Here is a 21,776-nt window from a genome sequence, read left to right as displayed (position 1 = left end):
CCCCGTGCAGCACGTCGGCGGCACGGTCGTACGGGAAGATCAGGTTGCTGATCGCCATCTGGTCGCCCTCGTGCGGGGTGACCGTGAAGCGGGTGCCAGGACCACCCAGCCCACGGGAACGCCCGCGGAGAAGAGCCACCACTGGATCGCGTACGCCATGTGGGGGCCGATGTCGTTGTGCTCGGGATCGGGCAGCAGCTCGGGCGAGTCGCCCTTGGGCGCGGGCGCGGTCTGCTCGATGTAACCGCCCAGGGCCTGCTTGCCGAGGCTCTTCGCCTGCTGCCCGCTGCTGATCAGCATGACCTGGCGGTCGGGCAGCCCCGCGACGTTCTTGATCCCGCTGGCGCCGGTCGTCTCGTCGGGCATCAGCCGTCCGGTGACGGTGACCTCGCCCTTCGCGGGCGCCGGGACCTTCGGGAAATCGGTCTGCGCGCCGTTCGCCGGGATCCAGCCCCGGTTGACCATCAGCACCCGGCCGTCGTCCAGGTCGAAGGGGGTCAGGACGTGGAAGCCGACCTCGCCGTCCGCGTTGGTGCGGCGCCGTACGACGACCTCGTGCGCGGTGTCGTAGGTCCCCTTGGCGGTCACCCGGCGGTACAGATCGTCGTGCGCGACGCGCTGCCCCGGCGCGGTGAGTGACTCGGCGGGCACCGGCTTCGCGGACAGCGAGGCGGAGATCACCGCGTTCAGCGCGACCTTGTGCTCATGCCGGTGCAGCTGCCAGAAGCCCAGCTTGATCATCGTCGGGATGAGGGCGAGGGCCACGAGGGTGAGAATCACCCACTGCCGTGACAACAGGAAGCGGTACACCCCATTGACGGTACTCGGCACGATTCGGCCCTCGACGGGAGGGTCCCGCCGAGGGCCGTGCCCGCTCACACCTTGTCGACGATCCCCGCCCTCCCCTCCGCGCGGGCGCAGTGGGCTCCGCAGAACCAGTGGCCCTCGACCTCGACCCCCTGGCCGATGATCTGGACACGACAGTGCTCGCAGATCGGGGCCATCCGGTGGATCGCGCAGGAGAAGCAGTCGAAGACGTGCACGGCGCCCTGCGCGTGCACCTCGAACGTCATGCCGTAGTCATTGCCGCATACTTCGCAGTTCGCCATGCGCCACAGGGTGCGGGGCGGACGCGGCACCGGCGAGCGGGCGCCGGGCGAGTCGCGCGCCAATCACCCGTACGTCGGTCAGTCACCCGTGCGCCGGTGGGTCACCCGTATGTCCGTTGTCCGTCAGTCACCCGTGCGCCGGTCACCCGAAGGTGAGCCGACCGTGCCCGTCACTTCCCCGGCGCCGGTTCCACGTCCCGCAGCAACTGGCCGAACGCCGCCTCGTCGATCACCGGCGTGCCGAACTGGCCGGCCTTGACCACCTTGGACGTGCTGGAGTCCGGATCGTTGGTGACGAGCAGGCTGGTCAGCCGGGACAGGCTCGTCGCCACATGCAGCCCGGCCTCGACGGCACGGTCCTCCAGCAGCTCGCGGTCGACGGACGTGTCCCCGGAGAACGCCACCCGCATGCCCTGCTTGAGTGGTTCACCCGGTTCGTAACGTCCTGGGTTGGGATAGGGGCATGTGGGACGTTTGCGTGACGGGCGCCAACTCCCCGACGGATAGCCGCCCCCGGACCCGTACCCGCCGCCGTACTCCCCTCCGGAGGACCCGCCCCCGTACCCGCCGGACTGCCGACCGATGCGGGGCGCGGCAGGACTATCCGACCACTCCTTGAGCGGGCGGCACTCCAGCAACGGCAGCCGGATCCCCTCGCGCGCGGCCGCCCGCAGGCTCGGCCGGAACGCCTCGGCCAGCACCCGCGCGTCGTCCAGCGCGTGGTGCGCGCGCTGCTGCACGACGCCGAAGTGCGCGGCCAGCGACGCCAGCTTGTGGTTGGGCAGCGGAAGGCCCAGTTCCTTGGAGAGCGCGATGGTGCACAGCCGCTGACGCACCGGCGCCTCGCTCGCGGCGCGCGCGTACTCCCGCGCGATCATCGACCAGTCGAAGACGGCGTTGTGCGCGACCAGGACGCGGCCGTCGAGCCGGGCGGCGAACTCCTCGGCGATGTCCTGGAAGAGCGGGGCGCCTTCGAGCACGTCGCTCGTCAGACCGTGGATCCACACCGGGCCCGGGTCCCGCTCCGGGTTGACCGTCGTGTACCAGTGGTCCTCGACCTCGCCGCGCGCGTCCAGCCGGTAGACGGCGGCCGAGATTATCCGGTCGTCCCGGGCCAGGCCGGTCGTCTCCACGTCGACGACCGCGTACCCCTGCGGATACGCGGCCGGCCAGGAGGCTGGGGACGCTGCGGTCGTCAGGTCTTCGAGCATGGTCATTGAGGATACGGGCCACGACCGACAGCCCCGTCCCCGGACTCCGTGCGCCCGCCGGGGCCGGGCCGCCCCCTACGGCGTCAACAACCCGGCCACCAGCGCCTTGACGGATGCCGTGAACAGCCGCTCGGTGTCGACCGGTCCCGCCAGCGCCCGCGCGAGCGCCGGGTCGCGCTCGGCGGTGCACGCCCCCCACAGCTCCTCCTCGCCGGGACGCTGCGCCGGAGCGCGCTCGCGGTTGCGCTCGACCAGGACGTGTCCGACGACCTGGAACTGCACGGCACGGACGACCCGGGCGGCGCGCGCGCCCCGCAGCCCCGCCGCGTGCACCTCGCGCACCAGCGCCTGCTGCGCGGGCAGGAACATCCGTTCCGTCAGCCCGCGTTCGTGCACCATCGCGATGAGATGCGGATGCTCACGCAGTTGCCGGCGCAGGACGCGGGCCACCGACACGACACGGGCCGCCGGGGTGCGTCCGGTGGGCCGGATCTCGCCGAGGTCGGCGACGGTCCGCTCGACCAGCGCGTCGAGCAGTGACTCGCGGTTGCCGACGTGCCAGTAGATCGAGGTGACCGCCGTGCCCAGTTCGGCCGCGAGCCTGCGCATCGTCAGGGAGTCCGGGCCGTGCTCCCTCACCAGGGCCCCGGCGGCGTCGAGGACCGTCTCGCGGCTGACTGCCGGTCTCGTCATGGCGCCCCCAAGTCCGTTACGTGCACGTGTATTTACCCTTCGCGAGGTCTGCTGTAACTGTGTTACAGCTGACAGCCCATCAGAGAAGGGCGGTACGACATGGCACGAGTGAGGTACGGCGCGCGCAGCGAGGCGGAGATCGCCGCGGCGCGTACCGCGAGCGCCGGGCTCCCCGACATCTGGTCCACCGGTGTGGTGGCCGTCTGGGAGAGCGATCCGGACGCGGTCGCGGCGGTCCTGCCGCCGCCGCTCGAACCCACCGGGCGGCCCTTGGTCCGGGTGAACATCAGCAAGGTCGACCTGCCCGGCTACCCGCTGGGTGCCGGTTCGTTCGCCGTCGCCGCGGCGCACGACGGGGTCGAGGGCTGGTATCCGCTCGTGATGCCCATGACCCACGAACGCGCCCTGACCGGCGGCCGGGAGGTCTTCGGCGAGCCCAAGAAGCTGGGCGAGGTGACCGTCGAGCGCGACGGTCTCGTGGTGCGTGCCGCGCTCGCCCGGCACGGCATCGCGTTCGTCGAGGTGCGCGGCGCGGTGAGCGGGGACCTGCCGCTGCCCGAGCCCGTCCGCAAGACCGACTTCTACTTCAAGTTCCTTCCCGCGGTGGACGGTTCGGGCTTCGACGCCGACCCCGTCCTGGTGCACTGCGTGCGCGAGGAGAGGGCGCGCCGGCTGGAGCGCGTCACCGGGGACGTCGTCCTGCGCGAGTCGATGTACGACCCGGTGGCCGACCTCCCCGTCCGTGAGCTCGTCGGGATCACCCTCGGCGAGAAGACCACCGGCCAGCGGGGCAGGGTCGTCGAGCGCGTCGACGCGCGGGCCCTGCTGCCCTACGTCCACCAGCGCTACGACGATCCGCGGCAGCTCCTCGACGGGCCGCCCGAGGGGAGCGTCTGATGCGCCTGCGGGCGGGACAGGTCGCCGTCGTCACCGGCGCCGCGAGCGGCATCGGACTGGCCATGGCGCGGCGGTTCGCGGCCGACGGTCTGAAGGTGGTCCTCGCGGACGTCGAGGAGGATGCCCTGGAGAAGGCGGCGGGCGCGCTGCGCCAGGACGGGGCCGACGTGCACGCGCGCGTGGTCGACGTCGGGGAGCGCGCGGACGTCGTCGCACTCGCCGAGGACGTCTACGGGAGGTACGGCGCCGTACACGTCCTGTGCAACAACGCAGGGGTCGGCTCCGGCGCCGAGGGCCGTATGTGGGAGCACGACCCGAACGACTGGAAGTGGGCCTTCGCCGTCAACGTCTGGGGTGTCTTCCACGGCATCCAGGCGTTCGTGCCGAGGATGATCGCCGGCGGAGAGCCCGGTCACGTCGTCAACACCTCGTCCGGCGACGGCGGGATCGCCCCGCTGCCCACGGCCTCCGTATACGCCGTCACCAAGGCCGCCGTCGTGACGATGACCGAGTCCCTCTACGCGCATCTGAAGGCGGAGCACGCGCGCGTGGGGGCCTCCGTGCTCTTCCCCGGGCCGCACATGCTCCGTACCGGGCTGTGGGAGTCGCACCGCAACCGGCCGTCGCGGTACGCGAAGCAGCGCCCGCGCAGGACCCCGTACCGCGGCCTCGACCAGTGGGAGGCCGCGATGAGGGAGGCGGGGCGGGAGGTGCGGTTCACGCCGGTCGAGGAGGTCGCCGGTCTGGTGGCGGAAGGCATCGGCGCGGACCGCTTCTGGCTGCTTCCGGAGAGCGAGCACAGCGACCGCCAGATCCGGGCACGCGCGCAGTCGATGCTCGACCGCGCGGACCCCTCGTACCTCGAACACTTCGTCCTGGACTGAGGAGGCGGCCGATGACCGACCTGGATCCCTACCTGATCATCTCCTCCGACTGCCATGCCGGGCTCCCCACCGAGGAGTACCGGCCCTATCTCGACTCCCGCTTCCACCGGGACTTCGACGAGTTCCTCGCGGGCCGAGACCGGCGCCGTGAGGAGATGACACGGCTCGGCGTCCGCAACGAGGCGTTCGCGGACAAGTGGTTCCGGGACAATGAGGAGGGCCTGCGCGGCGGTTGGGACACCGGGCAGCGCCTGAAGGAACTGGACGGCGACGGGGTGGCGGGGGAGGTGGTCTTCCCGGACGCCGACGCCGTGGACAGCCGGACGGCCGCCCCCTTCGGCGTGGGCCTCGGCCTCTCCGGCGACCAGGACCCGGTGCTCGGCATGGCGGGCGCGCAGGCGCACAACCGCTGGCTCGCGGAGTTCGTGGGCGAGAACCCCGAACGGCACCGCGGGGTCGCGCTGCTGCCCGTCACGGCGGAGACCGACCGGGTCGTCGCGGAGGTGTACCGCGCCAAGGAGTCGGGGCTCGGCGCCCTGATGATCCCCGCCATGTGGGTCGGCAAGGAGCCCTACCACGACCGCCGTTACGACCCCGTGTGGGCGGCGGCCGCCGAGTGCGGGCTCCCGGTGGTCACCCATTCCGGGGCGGCGCCCCGCCACGAGTACGGCGACCACCTCGGCATCTACGTGAGCGAGGTGACCTGGTGGCCGGCGCGTCCGCTGTGGTTCCTGCTCTGGTCGGGAGTCTTCGAGCGGCACCCGGGGCTCAGGTTCGGCGTCGCGGAGTCGGGCTGCTGGTGGCTGCCGAACCTCCTGTGGTTCATGGACCGCCTCTACCTCGGCGCGCACGGCGGCAAGAAGCTCTCGCCCTTCGCGGAGCTGAAGCGGCCGCCGCACGAGTACCTGGACCGCCAGGTGTTCGTCTGCGCCACCAACACCAAGCGGCGCGAGCTCGCCCAGCGCTACGAGATCGGCGTCGACAACATCCTGTGGGGCAGCGACTTCCCGCATCCCGAGGGCACCTGGCCCGACACGCGCGCGTGGCTGTCGAGGACGTTCCACGACATCCCGGTGGCGGAGACCCGCCGCATGCTCGGTCTCGCGGCCGCCGAGGTCTTCGGCTTCGACACCGGGAAACTGGCCCCGCTCGCCCGGCGCATCGGCCCGACCCCGGCCGACCTCGGCCAGTCCGAGGACCAGGCGGCCGTGACGGCGTCCTGGGCACGCTCGCGCGAGGTGGGCCGCCACTGGCTCACGGACCACGACTTCCCCGTACTGGGGGCCACACCATGACCCTCTCGACCCCGTCGGCCCCCGGCACCCCCGCGGCGCCCCCGGAGGACGACCGGTACACGGTGATCTCGGCCGACTGCCACGCGGGCGCCGATCTCCTCGACTACAGGCCCTACTTGGCGAAGGAGCACCACGACGAGTTCGACGCGTGGGCGGCCACGTACGTCAACCCCTACCAGGACCTGCTCGCCGACACCGCGGACAGGAACTGGAACTCCGAGCGGCGCCTCGCGGAGCTGGAGCGGGACGGGATCGTCGCCGAGGTCGTCTTCCCGAACACCGTCCCGCCCTTCTTCCCGTCGGCGTCCCTGACGGCACCGGCGCCGACGGCACGGGAGTTCGCCCAGCGGTGGGCCGGGCTGCGCGCCCACAACCGCTGGCTGGCGGACTTCTGCGCGGCCGCGCCGGGCCGCCGGGCGGGCGTGTTCCAGATCCTCCTGAACGACGTCGACGAGGCGGTGCGGGAGATCCGCCGGTCGGCCGGCGCGGGGCTCACCGGCGGCCTCCTGCTGCCCGGCACGCCCCCGGGGTCGGGCCTGCCCGAGCTGTACTCGACGGCGTACGACCCGATCTGGGCGGCCTGCGCCGAGCTGGGCGTGCCCGTGAACCACCACGCGGGTTCCGCGTCCCCGCCGCTGGGCGACGAGCCGGCCGCGCGGGCGGTCTTCATGGTGGAGACGACATGGTTCTCGCACCGGGCGCTGTGGCACCTGGTGTTCGGCGGCGCGTTCCGCAGGCATCCCGGTCTGAGACTGGTGCTGACCGAGCAGGGTTCGGGCTGGATCCCCGGGGTGCTCGACATGCTGGACTACTACCACGGGCGACTGGTCGCCGCCGGGACGAAGGTGTCCACCGCCGAAGCCAGGTTCGGCGCGGGACTCGGGGCCTCGATGGGTGAGCGGCCCTCCCAGGTCTGGCGCGAGAACTGCTGGGTCGGCGCGAGCTTCATGCGCCCGCACGAGGTGCCGCTGCGCGACCGCATCGGCCTCGACAAGATCATGTGGGGCAGCGACTACCCGCACGACGAGGGCACCCATCCCTACTCGCGCGAGGGGCTGCGGGTCGCCTACGCGGGCCTGCCGCGGGAGGAGGTTGCGGCCATGGTCGGCGGCAACGCGGCCCGGGTGTACGGCTTCGACCTGGAGCGTCTCGCCCCGCTCGCGGCCAAGGCGGGACCGACGGTGGCGGAACTCGCCGAGCCGCTCGGCGAACCGCCCGCCGACGCGACGAGCCCGGCGTTCGCGAAGGGAGGGTCGGTGCGCGTGTGGTGACGCACCGGGTGCGATCCTCGCCGTGTGACCGAAGCGACGCACGACGAGGCCCACGAAGGAGCCCTCGGATCGCGGCTGAACCGGCTGCGGGCCGGGGTCCTGGGCGCCAACGACGGGATCGTCTCCACCGCGGGTCTCGTCGTCGGGGTCGCGGGCGCCACGGACGACCGCGGCGCACTGCTGACGGCGGGCCTCGCGGGCCTGCTGGCCGGCTCGATGTCCATGGCGGCGGGCGAGTACGTCTCGGTCTCCACCCAGCTGGACTCCGAGAAGGCCGCGCTGGCGACGGAGCGACGCGAACTCAGGGAGCGGCCCGAGGCCGAACTCGACGAGCTGACCGACCTCCTGGAGCAGCGCGGCCTGTCGCGCGAGGTGGCCCGCGAGGCGGCACAGCAGCTCACCGAACGGGACGCGCTCAGGGCCCACGCGCGCGTGGAACTCGGCATCGACCCCGACGATCTCACCAACCCGTGGCACGCGGCCTGGGCGAGTCTCGTGTCCTTCACCGTGGGCGCCCTGCTGCCGCTGCTGGCGATCGTCCTCCCGCCGGGCGGCTGGCGCCTGCCCGTCACCGTGGTCTCCGTCCTCGCCTCCCTGTTCGTCACCGGCTGGGTGAGCGCCCGGCTTGGCGCGGCGGACCCGCGCCACGCGGTCCTGCGGAACGTGGCGGGCGGGGCGCTGGCGATGGGGGTGACGTACCTGGCGGGAGTGCTGCTGGGGGCGGCCGGGACATGAGGGGCCGCGGCGGTGGACGACCGGTGAAGGTGCCCTCCGCGTCCCGCCCACATCCTCCGGCGCCGGACGTCCATTGGCGGAGATCACCAAGAAGCAAGCGCGTACCGCCGGTAATACTTGTCGGTAACAACGTCTAGCCGCGGCCGGTCCGCCGTCCTACGGTGCATCCATGCCGAACCTGCCCGATGCCGTGCTGTGGTCGATACCCGCCTTCGTGCTGCTCACCGTCATCGAGATAGTGAGTGTCAGGATCCATCCGGACGAGGAGGACGCGGGGTACGAGACGAAGGACGCCGCCACCAGCGTCGGCATGGGCCTCGGCAGTCTCGTCTTCGACTTCCTGTGGAAGATCCCGATCGTCGCGCTCTACACGGCGATCTACGAACTGACACCGCTGCGGGTGCCGGTGCTGTGGTGGACCGTCCCGCTGATGCTGCTGGGGCAGGACTTCTTCTACTACTGGTCGCACCGCGGACACCACGTCATCCGCATCCTGTGGGCCTGCCACGTCGTCCACCACTCCAGCCGGAAGTTCAACCTCACCACCGCGCTCCGCCAGCCCTGGACCACCTGGACCGTGTGGCCCTTCTACGTGCCGCTGATCGCCCTCGGCGTGCACCCGGCGGCGCTCGCGTTCTGCTCGTCCGCGAACCTCGTCTACCAGTTCTGGATCCACACCGAGCGGATCGACCGGATGCCCCGCTGGTACGAGTTCGTCTTCAACACGCCGTCGCACCACCGGGTGCACCACGCCTCCCAGGGCGGCTACCTGGACCGCAATTTCGGCGGGATCCTCATCGTGTGGGACCGGCTCTTCGGGTCCTTCGTCGCGGAGACCGAGCGGCCCGTCTACGGGCTCACCAAGAACATCGCCACGTACAACCCCCTGCGCGTCGCCACCCATGAGTACGCCGCCATCGCCCGGGACCTGAGGGCGGCGGCGAGCTGGCGCGAGCGCGCGGGACGGGTCTTCCGCGGCCCCGGCTGGCAGCCGGCCCCGGCTCGCGCCGAGCGCGCGCCGGTCACGGAGTCCGCCGCGTGAGCGCACGGCACGCGCGCGTGCTGCTCGTCTCCTTCGGCGCGGCGGCCCTCGTGGACCTCGTCTCGCTGGCCGCCGGGTTCACCCCCGGGCACCTCGTCGCCAAGCCCCTCCTGATGCCGCTGCTCGCCGCCCACACGGTCGCCCGTGGCGGACCGCGCCTCTTGGTCGCCGCGCTGCTCTGCGGCTGGGGCGGCGACCTCCTGCTGCTGTCCGACGCCGACCCGGCCTTCCTGGTGGGGATGGCCTCCTTCGCGGCCGGACACGTCTGCTATCTGGTCCTCTTCCGGAGAGCCGCCGCGCTCCGGCCGGCCACACGCGCGCGGGGAGCACTGCTCACCGGCTACGTCCTCGCCCTGACGGCCACGGTCACCCTGCTCTGGCCCGGCCTGCCCGCCGGTCTCCGGATCCCCGTAGCGGGCTACAGCCTGCTGTTGACCGCGATGGCGTACGGCGCCACCGGACTCGGACGCCTCGCGGCCGCCGGCGGGGCGCTGTTCATGCTCTCGGACACGCTCATCGCCACCGGGGTCGCCGACTGGCCGCAGCTCCCGAGACCGGCCTTCTGGATCATGTCGACCTATGCCGCCGCCCAGTTCCTGCTGGTCAGCGGAGTACCGAACACCCTCGGCGCGCGGCCCGCGCCGCGGGCGGCGTACGGTGAGATGCGCTCAACCACCCCCTGAGCGCATCTCACCCCAGCCGATCGGCCGAGAAGGATCCTCGTCATGCGCGCCACCACCATCCACGCCCCTTACGACATGCGTGTGGAGGACGTGCCCGAGCCCGTGGTGCAGTTGCCGACCGACGCGGTCGTCCGGGTGCTGCGGTCCTGCATCTGCGGAAGTGACCTGTGGGCCTACCGGGGTGAGGCGGCGCGCAAGGCGGGGCAGCGGATCGGGCACGAGTTCCTCGGCATCGTCGAGGAGGCCGGCTCCGACGTGACCGGGGTGCGGCGCGGGGACCTCGTCGTCGCGCCCTTCATGTGGTCCGACGGCGTCTGCGACTACTGCCGCGAGGGGCTCACCACCTCGTGCGAGCACGGCGGCTTCTGGGGCGCCGTGGGCTACGACGGCGGACAGGGCGAGGCCGTGCGGGTCCCCTTCGCCGACGGCACCCTCGTCCAGCTGCCCAAGGAGGCGGCCTCGGACGACCGTCTGCTGTCGGCCCTGCTGACGCTGTCCGACGTCATGGGCACCGGCCACCACGCGGCCCTCGGCGCGGGAGCCCGCAAGGGCGCCACCGTCGCGGTCGTCGGGGACGGCGCCGTGGGCCTGTGCGCCGTCCTGGCCGCCAAGCGGCTCGGCGCCGAGCGGATCATCGCGCTCGGACGCCACGAGGCGCGTACGGACATCGCGCGCCGTTTCGGCGCCACGGACGTCGTCGCCGAGCGCGGCGAGGCGGCGGTCGAGGCCGTGCGCGAGCTGACCCGGGGGCAGGGCGCGCACGCCGTCGTGGAGGCGGTCGGCACCGAGCAGTCCATGCGCACGGCCGTGAACATCACCCGCGACGGCGGCGCCATCGGCTTCGTCGGCGTGCCGCACGGCAGCGGTACGGGCCTGGACCTGGGCGTCATGTTCGACCGGAACATCGCGCTGCGCGGCGGTGTCGCACCGGTGCGCGCGTACATCCCGGAGCTGCTTCCCGACGTCCTCGACGGCACCATCGACCCGTCGCCCGTCTTCGACCGGACCGTCGACCTGGAGGGCGTGCCCGGCGGCTACAAGGCGATGGACGAGCGCACCGCCCTCAAGGTGCTCGTCACCAACGGCTGCTGACGGTCCGAAGGCCGCGGGTGCCCCGGCGGCAGGCGACGGTGCGGCGGCTGACGATCCGCCGGCCGACCGACCGTCAGCCGCTGCCCGCTGCCCGCTGCCCGCTGCCCGCCGACCGCCGACCGTTCATGACCATCTGATGGGCAGCGGCAGCGCCGTCAGCAGCCCCGACGCCGCGACGACCAGGCCCAGTGCCGCCACCTCCCCGCGCGCGGGGACACCGGCACCGAGCCGGTCCGCGGACCGGCGCAGCCGCAGCCGTGCGAGCAGGGCCAGGACGGCGACGGCGGCCACCAGGAGCAGTTTGGCCAGCAGGGCGCGCCCGTACGACGTCGACGTCAGCTGGTCCAGGACCGTGCCGGACGGCATCCGGCGCAGCGTGCTCCCCACGCCCGTCGCGGTGATCACCGCGAACAGGACGGCGGCCACACGCGCGTAGCGGCCGAGCAGTGCCGCACCGGCCTCGGCGGCGCCCCACGCGCCCCACGCGCGCAGCATCCGCAGGACGTGCGGCAGGCCGCCCGCCCACAGGGCCGCGCAGGTCACGTGCACGAGGGTCAGACCGGATCCGATCAGCGGGTCCTGCTCGGGCGGCGGATGGGCGCGCAGCGCCTCCGCGACCGCGACCACTGCCAGTGGCCAGATCTGGGCGGCCGGCCGTCGCGAGAGGGCGCACAGCCCCGCCACCGCGAACGCGTTCACCTCCAGGAGCGCGAGCTTGCCGTCCCGGGTCCGGTAGAGGCCGCCGACGTCCACGTCGGAGAGGTGGTGCGGCAGCAGATTGCCGGTGGCCACCACCGAGGCGAGCCCCAGCGCCGCGACGAAGCCCGCGGCGGCGGCGTACGGTGCCCAACTGCGCGGTGCCACCAGCGAGGGCGCGCCCGGCACACGGTGGGCCAGCCGGGCCGCGAACAGCTCGCCCGCGGGGACACACAGCGCCGCGAACAGGACCGTACGCAGCAGGGCGATGCCGCCGACTCCGGGGGCGGCGGCCTCGCCGGTGCCGTCCAGCGCGGGGCGCGGGCCGAGCAGCGGGATCAGGGCGGCCAGGGCCACCAGGACGAGCAGGGCGACGGCCGGTCCGGCCGCGGGGCGCCGCGCCGGACCCCTCGTGCCCGCCGCCTCGGCCGTCGGTGGTGTCGAGTTCATCCCGAGATCTTCGCCAGCGGGCACAGACCCGGGCAAGTGCGGGGAAACAAGCGGTGGTTCGGCATTCCGCCCGCAGGTACGTGTCCGGCCGGACCCTCGCTCGCTCCCGCCGGGCGCCCCGGGGGCTCAGGCCCACCGGGCCGCGTCCGTCCCCCAACGCCCCGGCGGCCGCGCCCAGTCGGCCGGCCCGCCGGTGAAGGAGACGGGTGTCCTGGCGTACTTGAGCCGGCCCAGGTCACTGTCCGTCTCGGCGAGCCAGGGCTCCGGGTCGTACGAGGCCTCCGAGCGCTCCTCGTCCGGGCGCCCGAGCCCGTCGACCAGCCACGCGGCCGTCCGGGCGAGCGCCGGCCGGACGATCCGCGTCCCGCCGTCCCGGGACCGCTCGGTGAGCGACCGGAGCACCGCGGCGGCCAGCAGATACCCCGTGCCGTGGTCGAGGGCCTGCACGGGCAGCGCGCCCGGCCGCTCGGCGGACCCCTCGATCGCCGCGATCCCGGTGGCGACCTGCACCAGACTGTCGAAGCCCCGCCGCCCGGACCACGGCCCGTACCTGCCCCACGCCGACAACTCCGCGACCACCAGGCCGGGCCGCCGCACGGCCAGTGCCTCCGGTGCGAGCGCGAAGCGGTCGAGGGCGCCGGGCCGGTACCCGGTGACCACGACGTCGGCCCCGGTGAGCAGGTCCTCGAAGGTACGGCGGTCCGCGCGCACGCCCAGGTCGAGCCTGGTGGAACGTTTCCCGAAGCCCGTGTCGGCGTGCGCGTCGGGGTCCTCGGGCAGCCATGGTGTGTCCACGCGCAGGACGTCGGCGCCCAGCAGGGCGAGGGTGCGGGTGGCGACCGGTCCGGCGATGACCCGGGTGAGGTCCAGCACCCGCACGCCGGCGGCGGGCCGCAGCGGATCACCGCAGAGCCGTGTCGGTGCGCTCGGCGCGGACCGGTCCGCCCCGGCGACGGACTCCCGGCTCAGCAAGGGGTGGCGTGCGACGGCCGCTCCCTGTTCGTGCGCCGCCCACTCCAGGGGCGTACGCAGGGCGACGGCCAGGCCCCCGCCCGCGTACACGGTGTCCTCCACCTGCGCGGCGGACCGCTCGCCGAGGCAGGCGGCGACCGTCTCCACGGACGCGTCCGCGGCCAGTCCCAACGCCTCCAGCAGCCGCGCCCGGTGGTGGGGATAGTTGGCGTGCGTGCGCACCCAGCCGTCGGCGGTCCTCCAGAACCGGGACAGCGGCGCGAAGTTCACGGGCGCTCGTCCGTCCACGAGCAGATGCCGCTCGCCGGCGAACGCGGTGGCGACGGCCCCGTCGTCGACCAGCACCCGGGGAACGTTCCCTCCGGTGCGGACGGCGGTCAGCTCGGCGCCCGCGAGCGCGCACGCGCCCACGCACGCCCGTGCCAACTCCCGTACGGGCAGACGGGCGTCGAGCGTTCCCGGCCGGACGACCGTCGACAGCCGGGACAGCAGCGCGGGGTCCCCGCCCAGCGCCGCCCACACGAACTCCGTACCAGTGGCCGATCGCGTCATACGGGCACTATGCCAGGCGGGTTCCGCGCGCCGAGGGCGTGGAACCCGTCGCCGCCGACTCCGGAACGGGCCTGTCCGGCGGCGGCTTCCGCCCCGGTGCCATGGCCGTCCTCGGCGGACGGCCATGGCACCGGCGGTGCGGGTGAGGCACTGTCACCACACCTGTGTCACCGATGCGTCGGAGGCTCCGGCAGGCCTGCCGGAGACCTCGCGGCCCTGGCTACCTGACCGCTCGCAGCGCGTTGACGATCCCGGCTCCGTAGAACCCGTTCAGGTGCTTGTCGCCGACGCAGGTGGCGTCGACGACGCCGTCGCCGTTCCCGTCGTACGGGCCGGCCGGGCAACCGGGGTTGTCCGCCTCGGCCTTCAGGAGCCGCTGGAGCGTGGCCGGTCCGGCCCAGGGGTACTTGGACTTCAGCAGCGCCGCCACGCCCGCCACGTGCGGTGTCGCCATCGAGGTGCCCTGCAGGAAGCCGTACTGGTTGTTCGGCAGGGTGGACAGGATGCGGCCGTTCTTCGACGGCGTGTCCGGGATCTGGAACCGGTCACCGCCGGGCGCCGCGACGTCGATGACGCCCTTGCCGTAGCTGGAGAAGTACGACTTGGCCCCGGTGACACCGGTCGAGCTCACCGTGACGACACCCGGCAGCTGGGTCGGCACGTCGAAGCACTTGTGCGGGTCGACGGTGCGCGGGACCGGTGTCGAGTCGTCCGGGCTGGACGCGTCGGAGAGCGCGTCCGCGTCGAGGTCGTCGTTGGAGTTGCCCGCCGCGGCGACGTTGAGCGTGCCCTTGTGCTGGGCGTACCGCTGGGCCCGGTCGACCGCGTCGACGATCGCCCGCTGGTCGGGGTCGTCCATGCAGTTGTAGAGCCACGGGTCCACGTAGTAGCTGTTGTTGGTGATCTCCACGCCGTGGTCGGCGGCGAACACGAAGGCGCAGACGACGCTCTCCGGGTAGAACAGCTGGGTGGAGTCCGGCTCGGCCACCGTGATGCCCGAGACCTTCACGCCCGGCGCCACGCCCGCGACACCGACGCCGTTGCGGGCGGCGGCGATCTCACCCGCGACATGCGTGCCGTGGTAGTGGTCGGCGTCCACCGGGCGCCAGGCGCCGTACGTGGTGTCCGGCTTGCCGCCCACGCAGTTCGCGGACTGGGAGGCGGAGAAGTTCGGGGCGATGTCCGGGTGGGTGTCGTCGACGCCCACGTCGATCACGGCCACCGTCACCTTCCTGCTGCCCGGGTCCTTCTTCGCCGCCCGGTCGGCGCCTATCGCGCGCAGGTCCCACTGGTCGGCCTCCAGGGGCTCCTGGCCCGCCGCGGCGCTCCGGGAGACCTTGGCGGCCTCCGCGGCCGACAGCACCTTCACCGCGCCCTCGTCCGTGGTCCCCGCGGCCGCCAGCGGCGCCGTCCGTGTCGCACCCGCCGACTGCACCCCGCGCACGGCGCGGATCCGGCTGCCGAAGTCCGGGTCGGCGGAGTGGACGACGATCACGCCGATCTGCTCGTAGGCGATGACGACACTGCCGCCGGCCGCGGCGATCGCCCTCTTCACCGACGCGATCGTGCGGTGGTCCGTCCTGGTGTTGACCACGTAGGCCAGAGCGGGGCCGTCCGCGCGGGTGGCGGCGGACGCGGTGAGTGGTGCGGCCGACGCGGCGCCGGGCAGGAAGCCGAGCGAGGCGGTGAGCGACAGGACGACCGGTACCGCGAGGGCGAGCCGGCGTCTGGATCGCAGATGAGCCATGGGATCTCCACATCATCCGGAACGAAAGCCGCCCGAACACACGGGGCGCTCGGGCAGGTACATGACGAGTGGTGCAGGCCGAAGCTATCCCCCGTCCGAGCTGGCCAGCAACGATTTCCGGAGATGACTTCCGAAACAACCGGGAGCCGACTTCCGAAAGAACCCAGGGGAGTTGAACCGGTCCACGCGCGGCGCCGTGACCTTGGACGGGAGCGCGAGCCCGCTCGGGCCCCCGGCGGATCACATCCGAAGCACAACGTCGCCACCCGGTCAACGTGATCCGTGCCACTGTGAGGTTCGCACAAAGTCCGTACCCGACCCGTCCCGGTCCGCGAGCCCGAACTCGCCCCGTCCACCGTCACATCCGCACCCGCAACGCGAGGAGACTCCGTGGCCACCGACGCACCGCCCCCCTCGAAGGCCGATCCAGGACTGCCCTCGACCGAGGAGTTCACGGAGGTGCAGCAGAGCGCCGAGTTCGCCGAACTGCGCCGCTCGCACCGCTCCTTCGCCTTCCCCCTGACCGTCGGCTTCATCGCCTGGTACCTGCTGTACGTCCTGCTCTCGAACTACGCGGGCGACTTCATGGGCACCAAGGTGGCCGGCAACGTCAACGTCGCCCTGGTCCTCGGGCTCGCCCAGTTCCTCACCACGTTCCTCATCGCCTGGTGGTACTCGCGGCACGCCGCCGCGCAGCTCGACCCCAAGGCCGATGCGATCAAGTCCCGGATGGAGGGCGGCGCATGAACTCCGCACCGATCCTGCTCGCGGCCGGTGAAGCAAGTCAGCACCGGCCACTGATCATCACGCTGTTCTCGGTGTTCGTCGCCGCGACCCTCGTCATCACCGTCTGGGCGGGCCGCCAGACCAAGGACGCCGCCGACTTCTACGCGGGCGGCCGCCAGTTCACCGGATTCCAGAACGGCCTGGCCGTCTCCGGCGACTACATGTCCGCGGCCTCGTTCCTCGGCATCGCCGGCGCCATCGCCCTCTTCGGCTACGACGGCTTCCTGTACTCCATCGGCTTCCTCGTCGCCTGGCTGGTGGCCCTGCTCCTGGTCGCCGAACCGCTGCGCAACTCCGGCCGCTACACCATGGGCGACGTCCTGGCGTACCGCATGCGCCAGCGCCCGGTACGCACCGCCGCCGGCACCTCCACGATCGTCGTGTCGATCTTCTACCTGCTGGCCCAGATGGCCGGCGCGGGCGTTCTGGTCTCGCTGCTCCTCGGCATCACCAGTGACGGCGGCAAGGTCGCCATCGTCGCGCTCGTCGGCGTCCTGATGATCGTGTACGTGACCATCGGCGGCATGAAGGGCACCACCTGGGTGCAGATGGTCAAGGCCGTCCTGCTGATCATCGGCGCGCTGCTGCTCACCTTCCTGGTCCTGCTGAAGTTCCACTTCAACCTCTCCGACCTGCTCGGCAAGGCGGCCGACAACAGCGGCAAGGGCGCGCCCTTCCTGGAGCCCGGCCTGAAGTACGGCGCCACCTCCACCACCAAGCTGGACTTCCTGTCCCTGGGCATGGCCCTGGTGCTGGGCACCGCCGGTCTTCCGCACATCCTGATCCGCTTCTACACCGTGCCCACGGCGAAGACCGCGCGGAAGTCCGTGAACTGGGCGATCGGCCTCATCGGCGCCTTCTACCTGATGACCCTGGCCCTCGGCTTCGGCGCCGCCGCGCTGATCAAACCCGACGAGATCATCGCCTCCAACAAGGCGGGCAACACGGCCGCGCCCCTGCTGGCGCTGCACCTGGGAGGCGTCGACTCCGACTGGGGCGCCATCCTGCTCGCCTCCATCTCCGCCGTCGCCTTCGCCACGATCCTCGCGGTCGTCGCGGGCCTGACGCTCGCCTCCTCCTCGTCGTTCGCGCACGACATCTACGCGAACGTCATCAAGAAGGGGAAGGCCGAAGAGAAGGACGAGATCAGGGCGGCCCGGTACGCGACGGTCGGCATCGGCGCCGTGTCCATCCTCCTGGGCGCCCTCGCCCGTGACCTCAACGTCGCCGGTCTGGTCGCCCTCGCCTTCGCGGTCGCCGCGTCCGCCAACCTGCCGACGATCCTCTTCAGCCTCTTCTGGAAGCGCTTCACCACCCCGGGCGCCCTCTGGTCGATCTACGGCGGTCTGGTCACGGCGGTCGGTCTGGTGCTGTTCTCGCCCGTCGTCTCCGGCAAGCCCACCTCGATGTTCCCGGACGTCGACTTCCACTGGTTCCCGCTGGAGAACCCCGGCATCATCTCGATCCCGGTCGGCTTCCTGCTGGGCTGGCTGGGCACCCTGCTGTCCAAGGAGGAGCCCGACGCCGGCAAGTACGCCGAGCTGGAGGTCCGCTCCCTGACGGGCACCGGAGCGCACTGACGCCCCTCGCCGTCGGCCGCGCCGTAGATCCCTACGACGCGGCCGCGCCGTACCTCGTGGGATCCGGCCACGCTGGATGTCCGTCCCGTCACGTAGGCTCGATCGTGCCGGGTAAGGATGATCCGCATCGAGGGAGGGGGCCCACATGCTCATCGACACCTATGGCCGAGTAGCCACCGACCTGCGCGTCTCCCTGACGGACAAGTGCAATCTGAGGTGCACGTACTGCATGCCCGAAGAGGGCCTGCAGTGGCTGTCCAAGCCCGATCTGCTCACGGACGACGAGATCGTCCGCCTCATCGGCATCGCCGTCACCCGTCTCGGCATCACCGAGGTCCGCTTCACCGGCGGTGAGCCCCTGCTGCGCCCCGGCCTGGTGGGCATCGTGGAGCGGGTCGCCGCCCTCACACCCCGTCCGCGGATGTCCCTGACCACCAACGGCATCGGCCTCAAGCGCACCGCCGCCGCCCTGAAGGCGGCGGGGCTCGACCGGGTGAACGTGTCACTGGACACGCTGCGCCCGGAGGTCTTCAAGACCCTCACCCGCCGGGACCGTCACCACGACGTCGTCGCGGGCCTCGAAGCCGCCCGCGACGCGGGCCTGACCCCGGTCAAGGTCAACACGGTCCTGATGCCGGGCCTGAACGAGGACGAGGCCCCGGACCTGCTCGCCTGGGCCGTCGCCCACGACTACGAGCTGCGGTTCATCGAGCAGATGCCCCTGGACGCCCAGCACGGCTGGAAGCGCGAGGGCATGGTCACCGCCGGCGACATCCTCGAATCGCTGCGTACGCGCTTCGAGCTCACCGAGGAGGGCGCGGGCGAGCGCGGTTCCGCCCCGGCCGAACGCTGGCTCGTCGACGGCGGCCCGCACCGCGTGGGCGTGATCGCCTCCGTCACCCGCCCGTTCTGCGCGGCCTGCGACCGTACGCGCCTCACGGCCGACGGCCAGATACGCACGTGTCTGTTCGCCACCGAGGAGACCGACCTGCGCGCCGCGCTGCGCTCGCAGGCTCCGGACGAGGAGATCGCCCGCGTCTGGCGCCTGGCGATGTGGGGCAAGAAGGCGGGCTCGGGCCTGGACGATCCGTCGTTCCTGCAGCCGGAGCGTCCGATGTCGGCGATCGGCGGCTGAGACGGCCCCGCCGGGGCACCGGGGCGCGCGCTCAGGCGCCGGGGGCCACCCAGTCCGCCAGCGGGACCACGTCCTTCAGAAACCCTCGCACGCCGAGGAACTGGGACAGGTGCTCGCGGTGCTCGTCGCACGCGAGCCAGGTCTTGCGGCGCTCCGGTGTGTGCAGCTTCGGGTTGTTCCAGGCGAGCACCCACACCGCGTCGGCGCGGCAGGCCTTGGCGGAGCACTGCGGAGTGGCGGGAGCGGACGGCGGGTCGAAGAGCGGGAGGTTCACGACTCAACCCTAGGCGGCCCCGAGACCCGCTCCGCACACACCACGAACGCACCTCGTACGACTCCGTGGACGGCCGTGAACCGGCTTTCGATCGGCCTTCGACCGGGACTCCCGCGCGGTCTCTCGCGCAGCGTTCGAACGGGCCCCGAACCGTTCTTCCGTTCGTCGATCCGAGCCTGATCCGGTCCCGGAAACAGCTCCCAAAAGGCGACGCCGAGCAGCCACGGGGGGAGCTGCCCGGCGTCGGTCTGTCGCTCCGACGGGGGATGCGGAGCGCGTACGAAGTATGTCACGGGTGACCCGCTGCCCGGCACCGGAACAACATGATTGATCTGAGCTTTTCTTGAGCTTGGCGCGCGGCCGGATTCCGTTTTCGGCGGATCGTCCGTGGTCAGGCGAGGGGCGATTCGGAGTCCTGCGCGCTCGCGCGGGCGGCCCCCGGTCCCGTCCCCGCGTCGGCGGCCACATCCTCCGGGACCGGCTTCGCGAAGGCGTCCGGCCGGGGCGGGGAGATCATCGCGGGGCCGGGGAGAGTGACGAAGGTGGACGGGAGCGACGGCGCGTTCTCGCGGCCGGCGTTGGCGATCACCACGGAGACATAGGGGAGCAGGATCCCGAGCACCAGCGCCACGAGCGCGACGTGCCGTTCGACGTTCCACAGGGTGGCGGCGAGGATCACGGAGAGCGTGCGGACGGACATCGAGATGATGTAACGGCGCTGTCTGCCGCGGACGTCCTCGTCGAGCCCCTGCCTGGCTCCGGTGATCCGGAAGACCTGACCGCCGCTCTGCTTCCGCAGCATGTGCCACCACCTGTTTGTGTCGGACTCTCCCCGGCCCGTACCCGCGCGGACCCGGTCAGGGACGCGGGCCCGAACGGGTTCCACGTTACGCCGCGCCTGCGCCGCCTTCGAGACCGGGGCGGGTCCTGCCCGAGGGGACCTGATGCGCCGTCCCGCGTATGGCCGAGCCCGACATGCGCCGTACGACGGCCGGACCGAGACTGGGCGTACTGCTCACGCGGAGCCGTACTAGGAGGCAGACATGGGCTGGTTGTGGGCGATCATCGTGGGCTTCGTGCTCGGTCTGCTGGCCAAGGCGATCCTTCCGGGCAAGCAGCACAGCCCGCTCTGGCTGACCACGATCTTCGGCATCATCGGCGCGATCGTCGGCAACGCCATCGCGGGCTGGCTCGGCATCGCCGAGACCAGGGGCATCGACTGGGGCCGGCACGCGCTGCAACTGGTGGCCGCCATCGTCATCGTCTTCCTCGGCGACATGGTCTACATGTCACTGCGCGGCAACAGGCAGCGGGCTTGAGGGCACGGCGCCCTGACCGTACGAAGGAGGGGGCGGCCCCTTGACGGAGCCGCCCCCTCAGCCGTGCGTACGCACGCGCGCTCAGGCGCCCGTGACCTCCACCGCGGCCAGGTTCTTCTTGCCGCGGCGCAGTACCAGCCAGCGCCCGTGCAGCAGGTCCTCCTGGGCGGGGACGGCGTCCTCGGCGGTGACCTTCGTGTTGTTCACGTAGGCACCGCCCTCCTTGACCGTGCGGCGCGCCGCGGACTTGCTGGCGACCAGGCCGACCTCCGCGAAGAGGTCCACCGCGGGGCCGAGCTCGGCGACCTGGATGTGCGGCACCTCGGAGAGGGCCGCGGCCAGCGTCTTCGCGTCGAGCTCCGCCAGCTCGCCCTGGCCGAACAGGGCCCGGGAGGCGGCGATCACGGCGGCCGTCTGGCCGGCGCCGTGCACCAGCGTGGTCAGCTCCTCGGCGAGCGCGCGCTGGGCGGCGCGCGCCTGCGGGCGCTCCTCGGTCTGCCGCTCCAGGTCCTCGATCTCCTCGTGGGACCGGAAGCTGAAGATGCGCAGGAACTTGGAGACGTCCCGGTCGTCCGCGTTCAGCCAGAACTGGTAGAACGCGTACGGCGTCGTCATCTCGGGATCCAGCCAGACCGTGCCGGACTCCGTCTTGCCGAACTTGGTGCCGTCCGCCTTCGTGATCAGCGGCGTGCCGAGCGCGTGCACCACGGCCTCCGGCTCGACCCGGTGGATCAGGTCCGTGCCCGAGGTGAGATTGCCCCACTGGTCGCTGCCGCCGGTCTGCAGGGTGCAGCCGAACCTCCGGTACAGCTCGAGGAAGTCCATGCCCTGCAGGATCTGGTAGCTGAACTCCGTGTAGCTGATGCCCGCGTCGGAGTTGAGCCGCCGCGAGACGGCCTCCTTGGCGATCATCTTGTTGACCCGGAAGTGCTGGCCCATGTCGCGCAGGAACTCGATGGCCGACATGCCCTGGGTCCAGTCCAGGTTGTTGACCATCACCGCGGCGTTCGGGCCCTCGAAGTCCAGCAGCGGGGCGATCTGCGCGCGCAGCCGCTCCACCCACTCGGCGACGACCTCGGGCGAGTTCAGCGTGCGCTCGGAGTTCGGCTTCGGGTCGCCGATCAGACCGGTGGCACCGCCCACCAGGCCCAGCGGACGGTGGCCCGCCCGCTGGATCCGGCGCATCGTGAGGATCTGCACGAGGTTGCCGAGATGCAGGCTGGGCGCGGTCGGGTCGAAGCCGCAATAGAACGTGACGGGACCGTCCGCGAACGCCTTGCGCAATGCGTCCTCGTCCGTGGAGAGGGCGATCAGCCCCCGCCACTTCAGTTCGTCGACGATGTCCGTCACGGT

General features: G+C 72.1%; 22 protein-coding genes. 12 read left to right on the top strand and 10 right to left on the bottom strand.

Annotated features, from left to right (window positions below):
* Positions 1-39 precede the first annotated feature (39 nt).
* The 4 genes from ABZV34_RS29945 to ABZV34_RS29930 all read right to left on the bottom strand — a co-directional run bounded on the left by ABZV34_RS29945 (position 40) and on the right by ABZV34_RS29930 (position 3,013).
* Positions 40-810 (bottom strand): SURF1 family protein, encoded by a 771-nt coding sequence (locus ABZV34_RS29945; RefSeq protein WP_356283347.1) that lies wholly within the window; start codon positions 808-810, stop codon positions 40-42.
* A 65-nt stretch (positions 811-875) separates the two neighbouring features.
* On the bottom strand, positions 876-1,109 hold the full coding sequence (locus tag ABZV34_RS29940; RefSeq protein ID WP_356283344.1) for a hypothetical protein: 234 nt from the start codon (positions 1,107-1,109) through the stop codon (positions 876-878).
* A 170-nt stretch (positions 1,110-1,279) separates the two neighbouring features.
* Positions 1,280-2,320 carry a DEDDh family exonuclease gene (locus ABZV34_RS29935; RefSeq protein ID WP_356283341.1) on the bottom strand — a complete coding sequence of 347 codons (1,041 nt, stop codon included), beginning with the start codon at positions 2,318-2,320 and terminating at the stop codon, positions 1,280-1,282.
* Between the two features lie 75 nt (positions 2,321-2,395).
* On the bottom strand, positions 2,396-3,013 hold the full coding sequence (locus tag ABZV34_RS29930) for a TetR family transcriptional regulator (protein ID WP_356283338.1): 618 nt from the start codon (positions 3,011-3,013) through the stop codon (positions 2,396-2,398).
* A gap of 99 nt (positions 3,014-3,112) precedes the next feature.
* Between ABZV34_RS29930 and ABZV34_RS29925 the strand changes: the two genes are divergently transcribed.
* From ABZV34_RS29925 to ABZV34_RS29890, 8 genes are all read left to right on the top strand, one after another.
* Positions 3,113-3,910, top strand: a complete 798-nt coding sequence (locus ABZV34_RS29925) for an acetoacetate decarboxylase family protein (protein ID WP_356283335.1) — start codon at positions 3,113-3,115, stop codon at positions 3,908-3,910.
* Positions 3,910-4,794, top strand: a complete 885-nt coding sequence (locus ABZV34_RS29920; RefSeq protein WP_356283332.1) for an SDR family NAD(P)-dependent oxidoreductase — start codon at positions 3,910-3,912, stop codon at positions 4,792-4,794. The genes ABZV34_RS29925 and ABZV34_RS29920 overlap by 1 nt, the downstream gene beginning before the upstream one ends.
* 11 nt (positions 4,795-4,805) lie before the next feature.
* A complete protein-coding gene (locus tag ABZV34_RS29915) occupies positions 4,806-6,089 on the top strand; it encodes an amidohydrolase family protein (RefSeq protein ID WP_356283329.1) in 1,284 nt (427 codons plus the stop codon).
* Positions 6,086-7,360, top strand: a complete 1,275-nt coding sequence (locus ABZV34_RS29910; protein ID WP_356283326.1) for an amidohydrolase family protein — start codon at positions 6,086-6,088, stop codon at positions 7,358-7,360. The genes ABZV34_RS29915 and ABZV34_RS29910 overlap by 4 nt, the downstream gene beginning before the upstream one ends.
* Before the next feature lie 24 nt (positions 7,361-7,384).
* A complete protein-coding gene (locus tag ABZV34_RS29905) occupies positions 7,385-8,095 on the top strand; it encodes a VIT family protein (protein WP_356283323.1) in 711 nt (236 codons plus the stop codon).
* A gap of 169 nt (positions 8,096-8,264) precedes the next feature.
* Positions 8,265-9,137 carry a sterol desaturase family protein gene (locus ABZV34_RS29900; protein WP_356283320.1) on the top strand — a complete coding sequence of 291 codons (873 nt, stop codon included), beginning with the start codon at positions 8,265-8,267 and terminating at the stop codon, positions 9,135-9,137.
* Positions 9,134-9,820, top strand: a complete 687-nt coding sequence (locus ABZV34_RS29895) for a lysoplasmalogenase (RefSeq protein ID WP_356283317.1) — start codon at positions 9,134-9,136, stop codon at positions 9,818-9,820. Before ABZV34_RS29900 ends, ABZV34_RS29895 begins: the two co-directional genes overlap by 4 nt.
* 42 nt (positions 9,821-9,862) lie before the next feature.
* Positions 9,863-10,912 (top strand): zinc-dependent alcohol dehydrogenase family protein, encoded by a 1,050-nt coding sequence (locus ABZV34_RS29890; protein WP_356283314.1) that lies wholly within the window; start codon positions 9,863-9,865, stop codon positions 10,910-10,912.
* 123 nt (positions 10,913-11,035) lie between these two features.
* Here ABZV34_RS29890 and ABZV34_RS29885 read toward each other — a convergent pair whose 3' ends face one another.
* The 3 genes from ABZV34_RS29885 to ABZV34_RS29875 all read right to left on the bottom strand — a co-directional run bounded on the left by ABZV34_RS29885 (position 11,036) and on the right by ABZV34_RS29875 (position 15,329).
* Positions 11,036-12,058 (bottom strand): CopD family protein, encoded by a 1,023-nt coding sequence (locus ABZV34_RS29885; RefSeq protein WP_356283312.1) that lies wholly within the window; start codon positions 12,056-12,058, stop codon positions 11,036-11,038.
* 126 nt (positions 12,059-12,184) lie between these two features.
* Positions 12,185-13,582 (bottom strand): CoA transferase, encoded by a 1,398-nt coding sequence (locus ABZV34_RS29880; protein WP_356283309.1) that lies wholly within the window; start codon positions 13,580-13,582, stop codon positions 12,185-12,187.
* A 220-nt stretch (positions 13,583-13,802) separates the two neighbouring features.
* Positions 13,803-15,329, bottom strand: a complete 1,527-nt coding sequence (locus ABZV34_RS29875) for a S8 family serine peptidase (protein ID WP_356283306.1) — start codon at positions 15,327-15,329, stop codon at positions 13,803-13,805.
* A 390-nt stretch (positions 15,330-15,719) separates the two neighbouring features.
* On the opposite strand from ABZV34_RS29875, the gene ABZV34_RS29870 reads away from it, so the two are divergent.
* The 3 genes from ABZV34_RS29870 to moaA all read left to right on the top strand — a co-directional run bounded on the left by ABZV34_RS29870 (position 15,720) and on the right by moaA (position 18,830).
* Positions 15,720-16,076: a DUF485 domain-containing protein gene (locus ABZV34_RS29870; RefSeq protein WP_356283304.1), complete on the top strand. Its 357-nt coding sequence runs from the start codon at positions 15,720-15,722 to the stop codon at positions 16,074-16,076.
* On the top strand, positions 16,073-17,695 hold the full coding sequence (locus tag ABZV34_RS29865; RefSeq protein ID WP_356283301.1) for a cation acetate symporter: 1,623 nt from the start codon (positions 16,073-16,075) through the stop codon (positions 17,693-17,695). Before ABZV34_RS29870 ends, ABZV34_RS29865 begins: the two co-directional genes overlap by 4 nt.
* A gap of 145 nt (positions 17,696-17,840) precedes the next feature.
* Positions 17,841-18,830, top strand: coding sequence for a GTP 3',8-cyclase MoaA (moaA, locus tag ABZV34_RS29860; protein WP_356283298.1), 990 nt, complete (start codon positions 17,841-17,843; stop codon positions 18,828-18,830).
* 31 nt (positions 18,831-18,861) lie between these two features.
* On the opposite strand, the gene ABZV34_RS29855 is transcribed toward moaA, so the two are convergent.
* Both ABZV34_RS29855 and ABZV34_RS29850 read right to left on the bottom strand, forming a co-directional pair.
* Complete coding sequence (locus tag ABZV34_RS29855) at positions 18,862-19,104, bottom strand: hypothetical protein (RefSeq protein ID WP_356283295.1); 243 nt, start codon at positions 19,102-19,104, stop codon at positions 18,862-18,864.
* 391 nt (positions 19,105-19,495) lie between these two features.
* The gene (locus ABZV34_RS29850; RefSeq protein ID WP_356283292.1) at positions 19,496-19,906 is read right to left on the bottom strand and encodes a DUF3099 domain-containing protein; all 411 of its coding nucleotides are present in this window, start codon (positions 19,904-19,906) and stop codon (positions 19,496-19,498) included.
* Positions 19,907-20,147: 241 nt separating this feature from the next.
* Here ABZV34_RS29850 and ABZV34_RS29845 point away from each other — a divergent pair, with 241 nt between their 5' ends.
* Positions 20,148-20,423: a GlsB/YeaQ/YmgE family stress response membrane protein gene (locus tag ABZV34_RS29845; RefSeq protein ID WP_168527439.1), complete on the top strand. Its 276-nt coding sequence runs from the start codon at positions 20,148-20,150 to the stop codon at positions 20,421-20,423.
* An 81-nt stretch (positions 20,424-20,504) separates the two neighbouring features.
* Here the strand turns inward: ABZV34_RS29845 and tyrS are convergent, their stop codons facing one another.
* Entirely contained in the window at positions 20,505-21,773 is a 1,269-nt protein-coding gene (tyrS, locus tag ABZV34_RS29840) for a tyrosine--tRNA ligase (protein ID WP_356283289.1), read from the bottom strand.
* Positions 21,774-21,776 lie beyond the last annotated feature (3 nt).

This window comes from Streptomyces sp. NPDC005195 (assembly GCF_040608315.1).
Lineage (GTDB): Bacteria > Actinomycetota > Actinomycetes > Streptomycetales > Streptomycetaceae > Streptomyces > Streptomyces kaempferi.
This window is presented reverse-complemented; position numbering and strand designations above follow the sequence as displayed.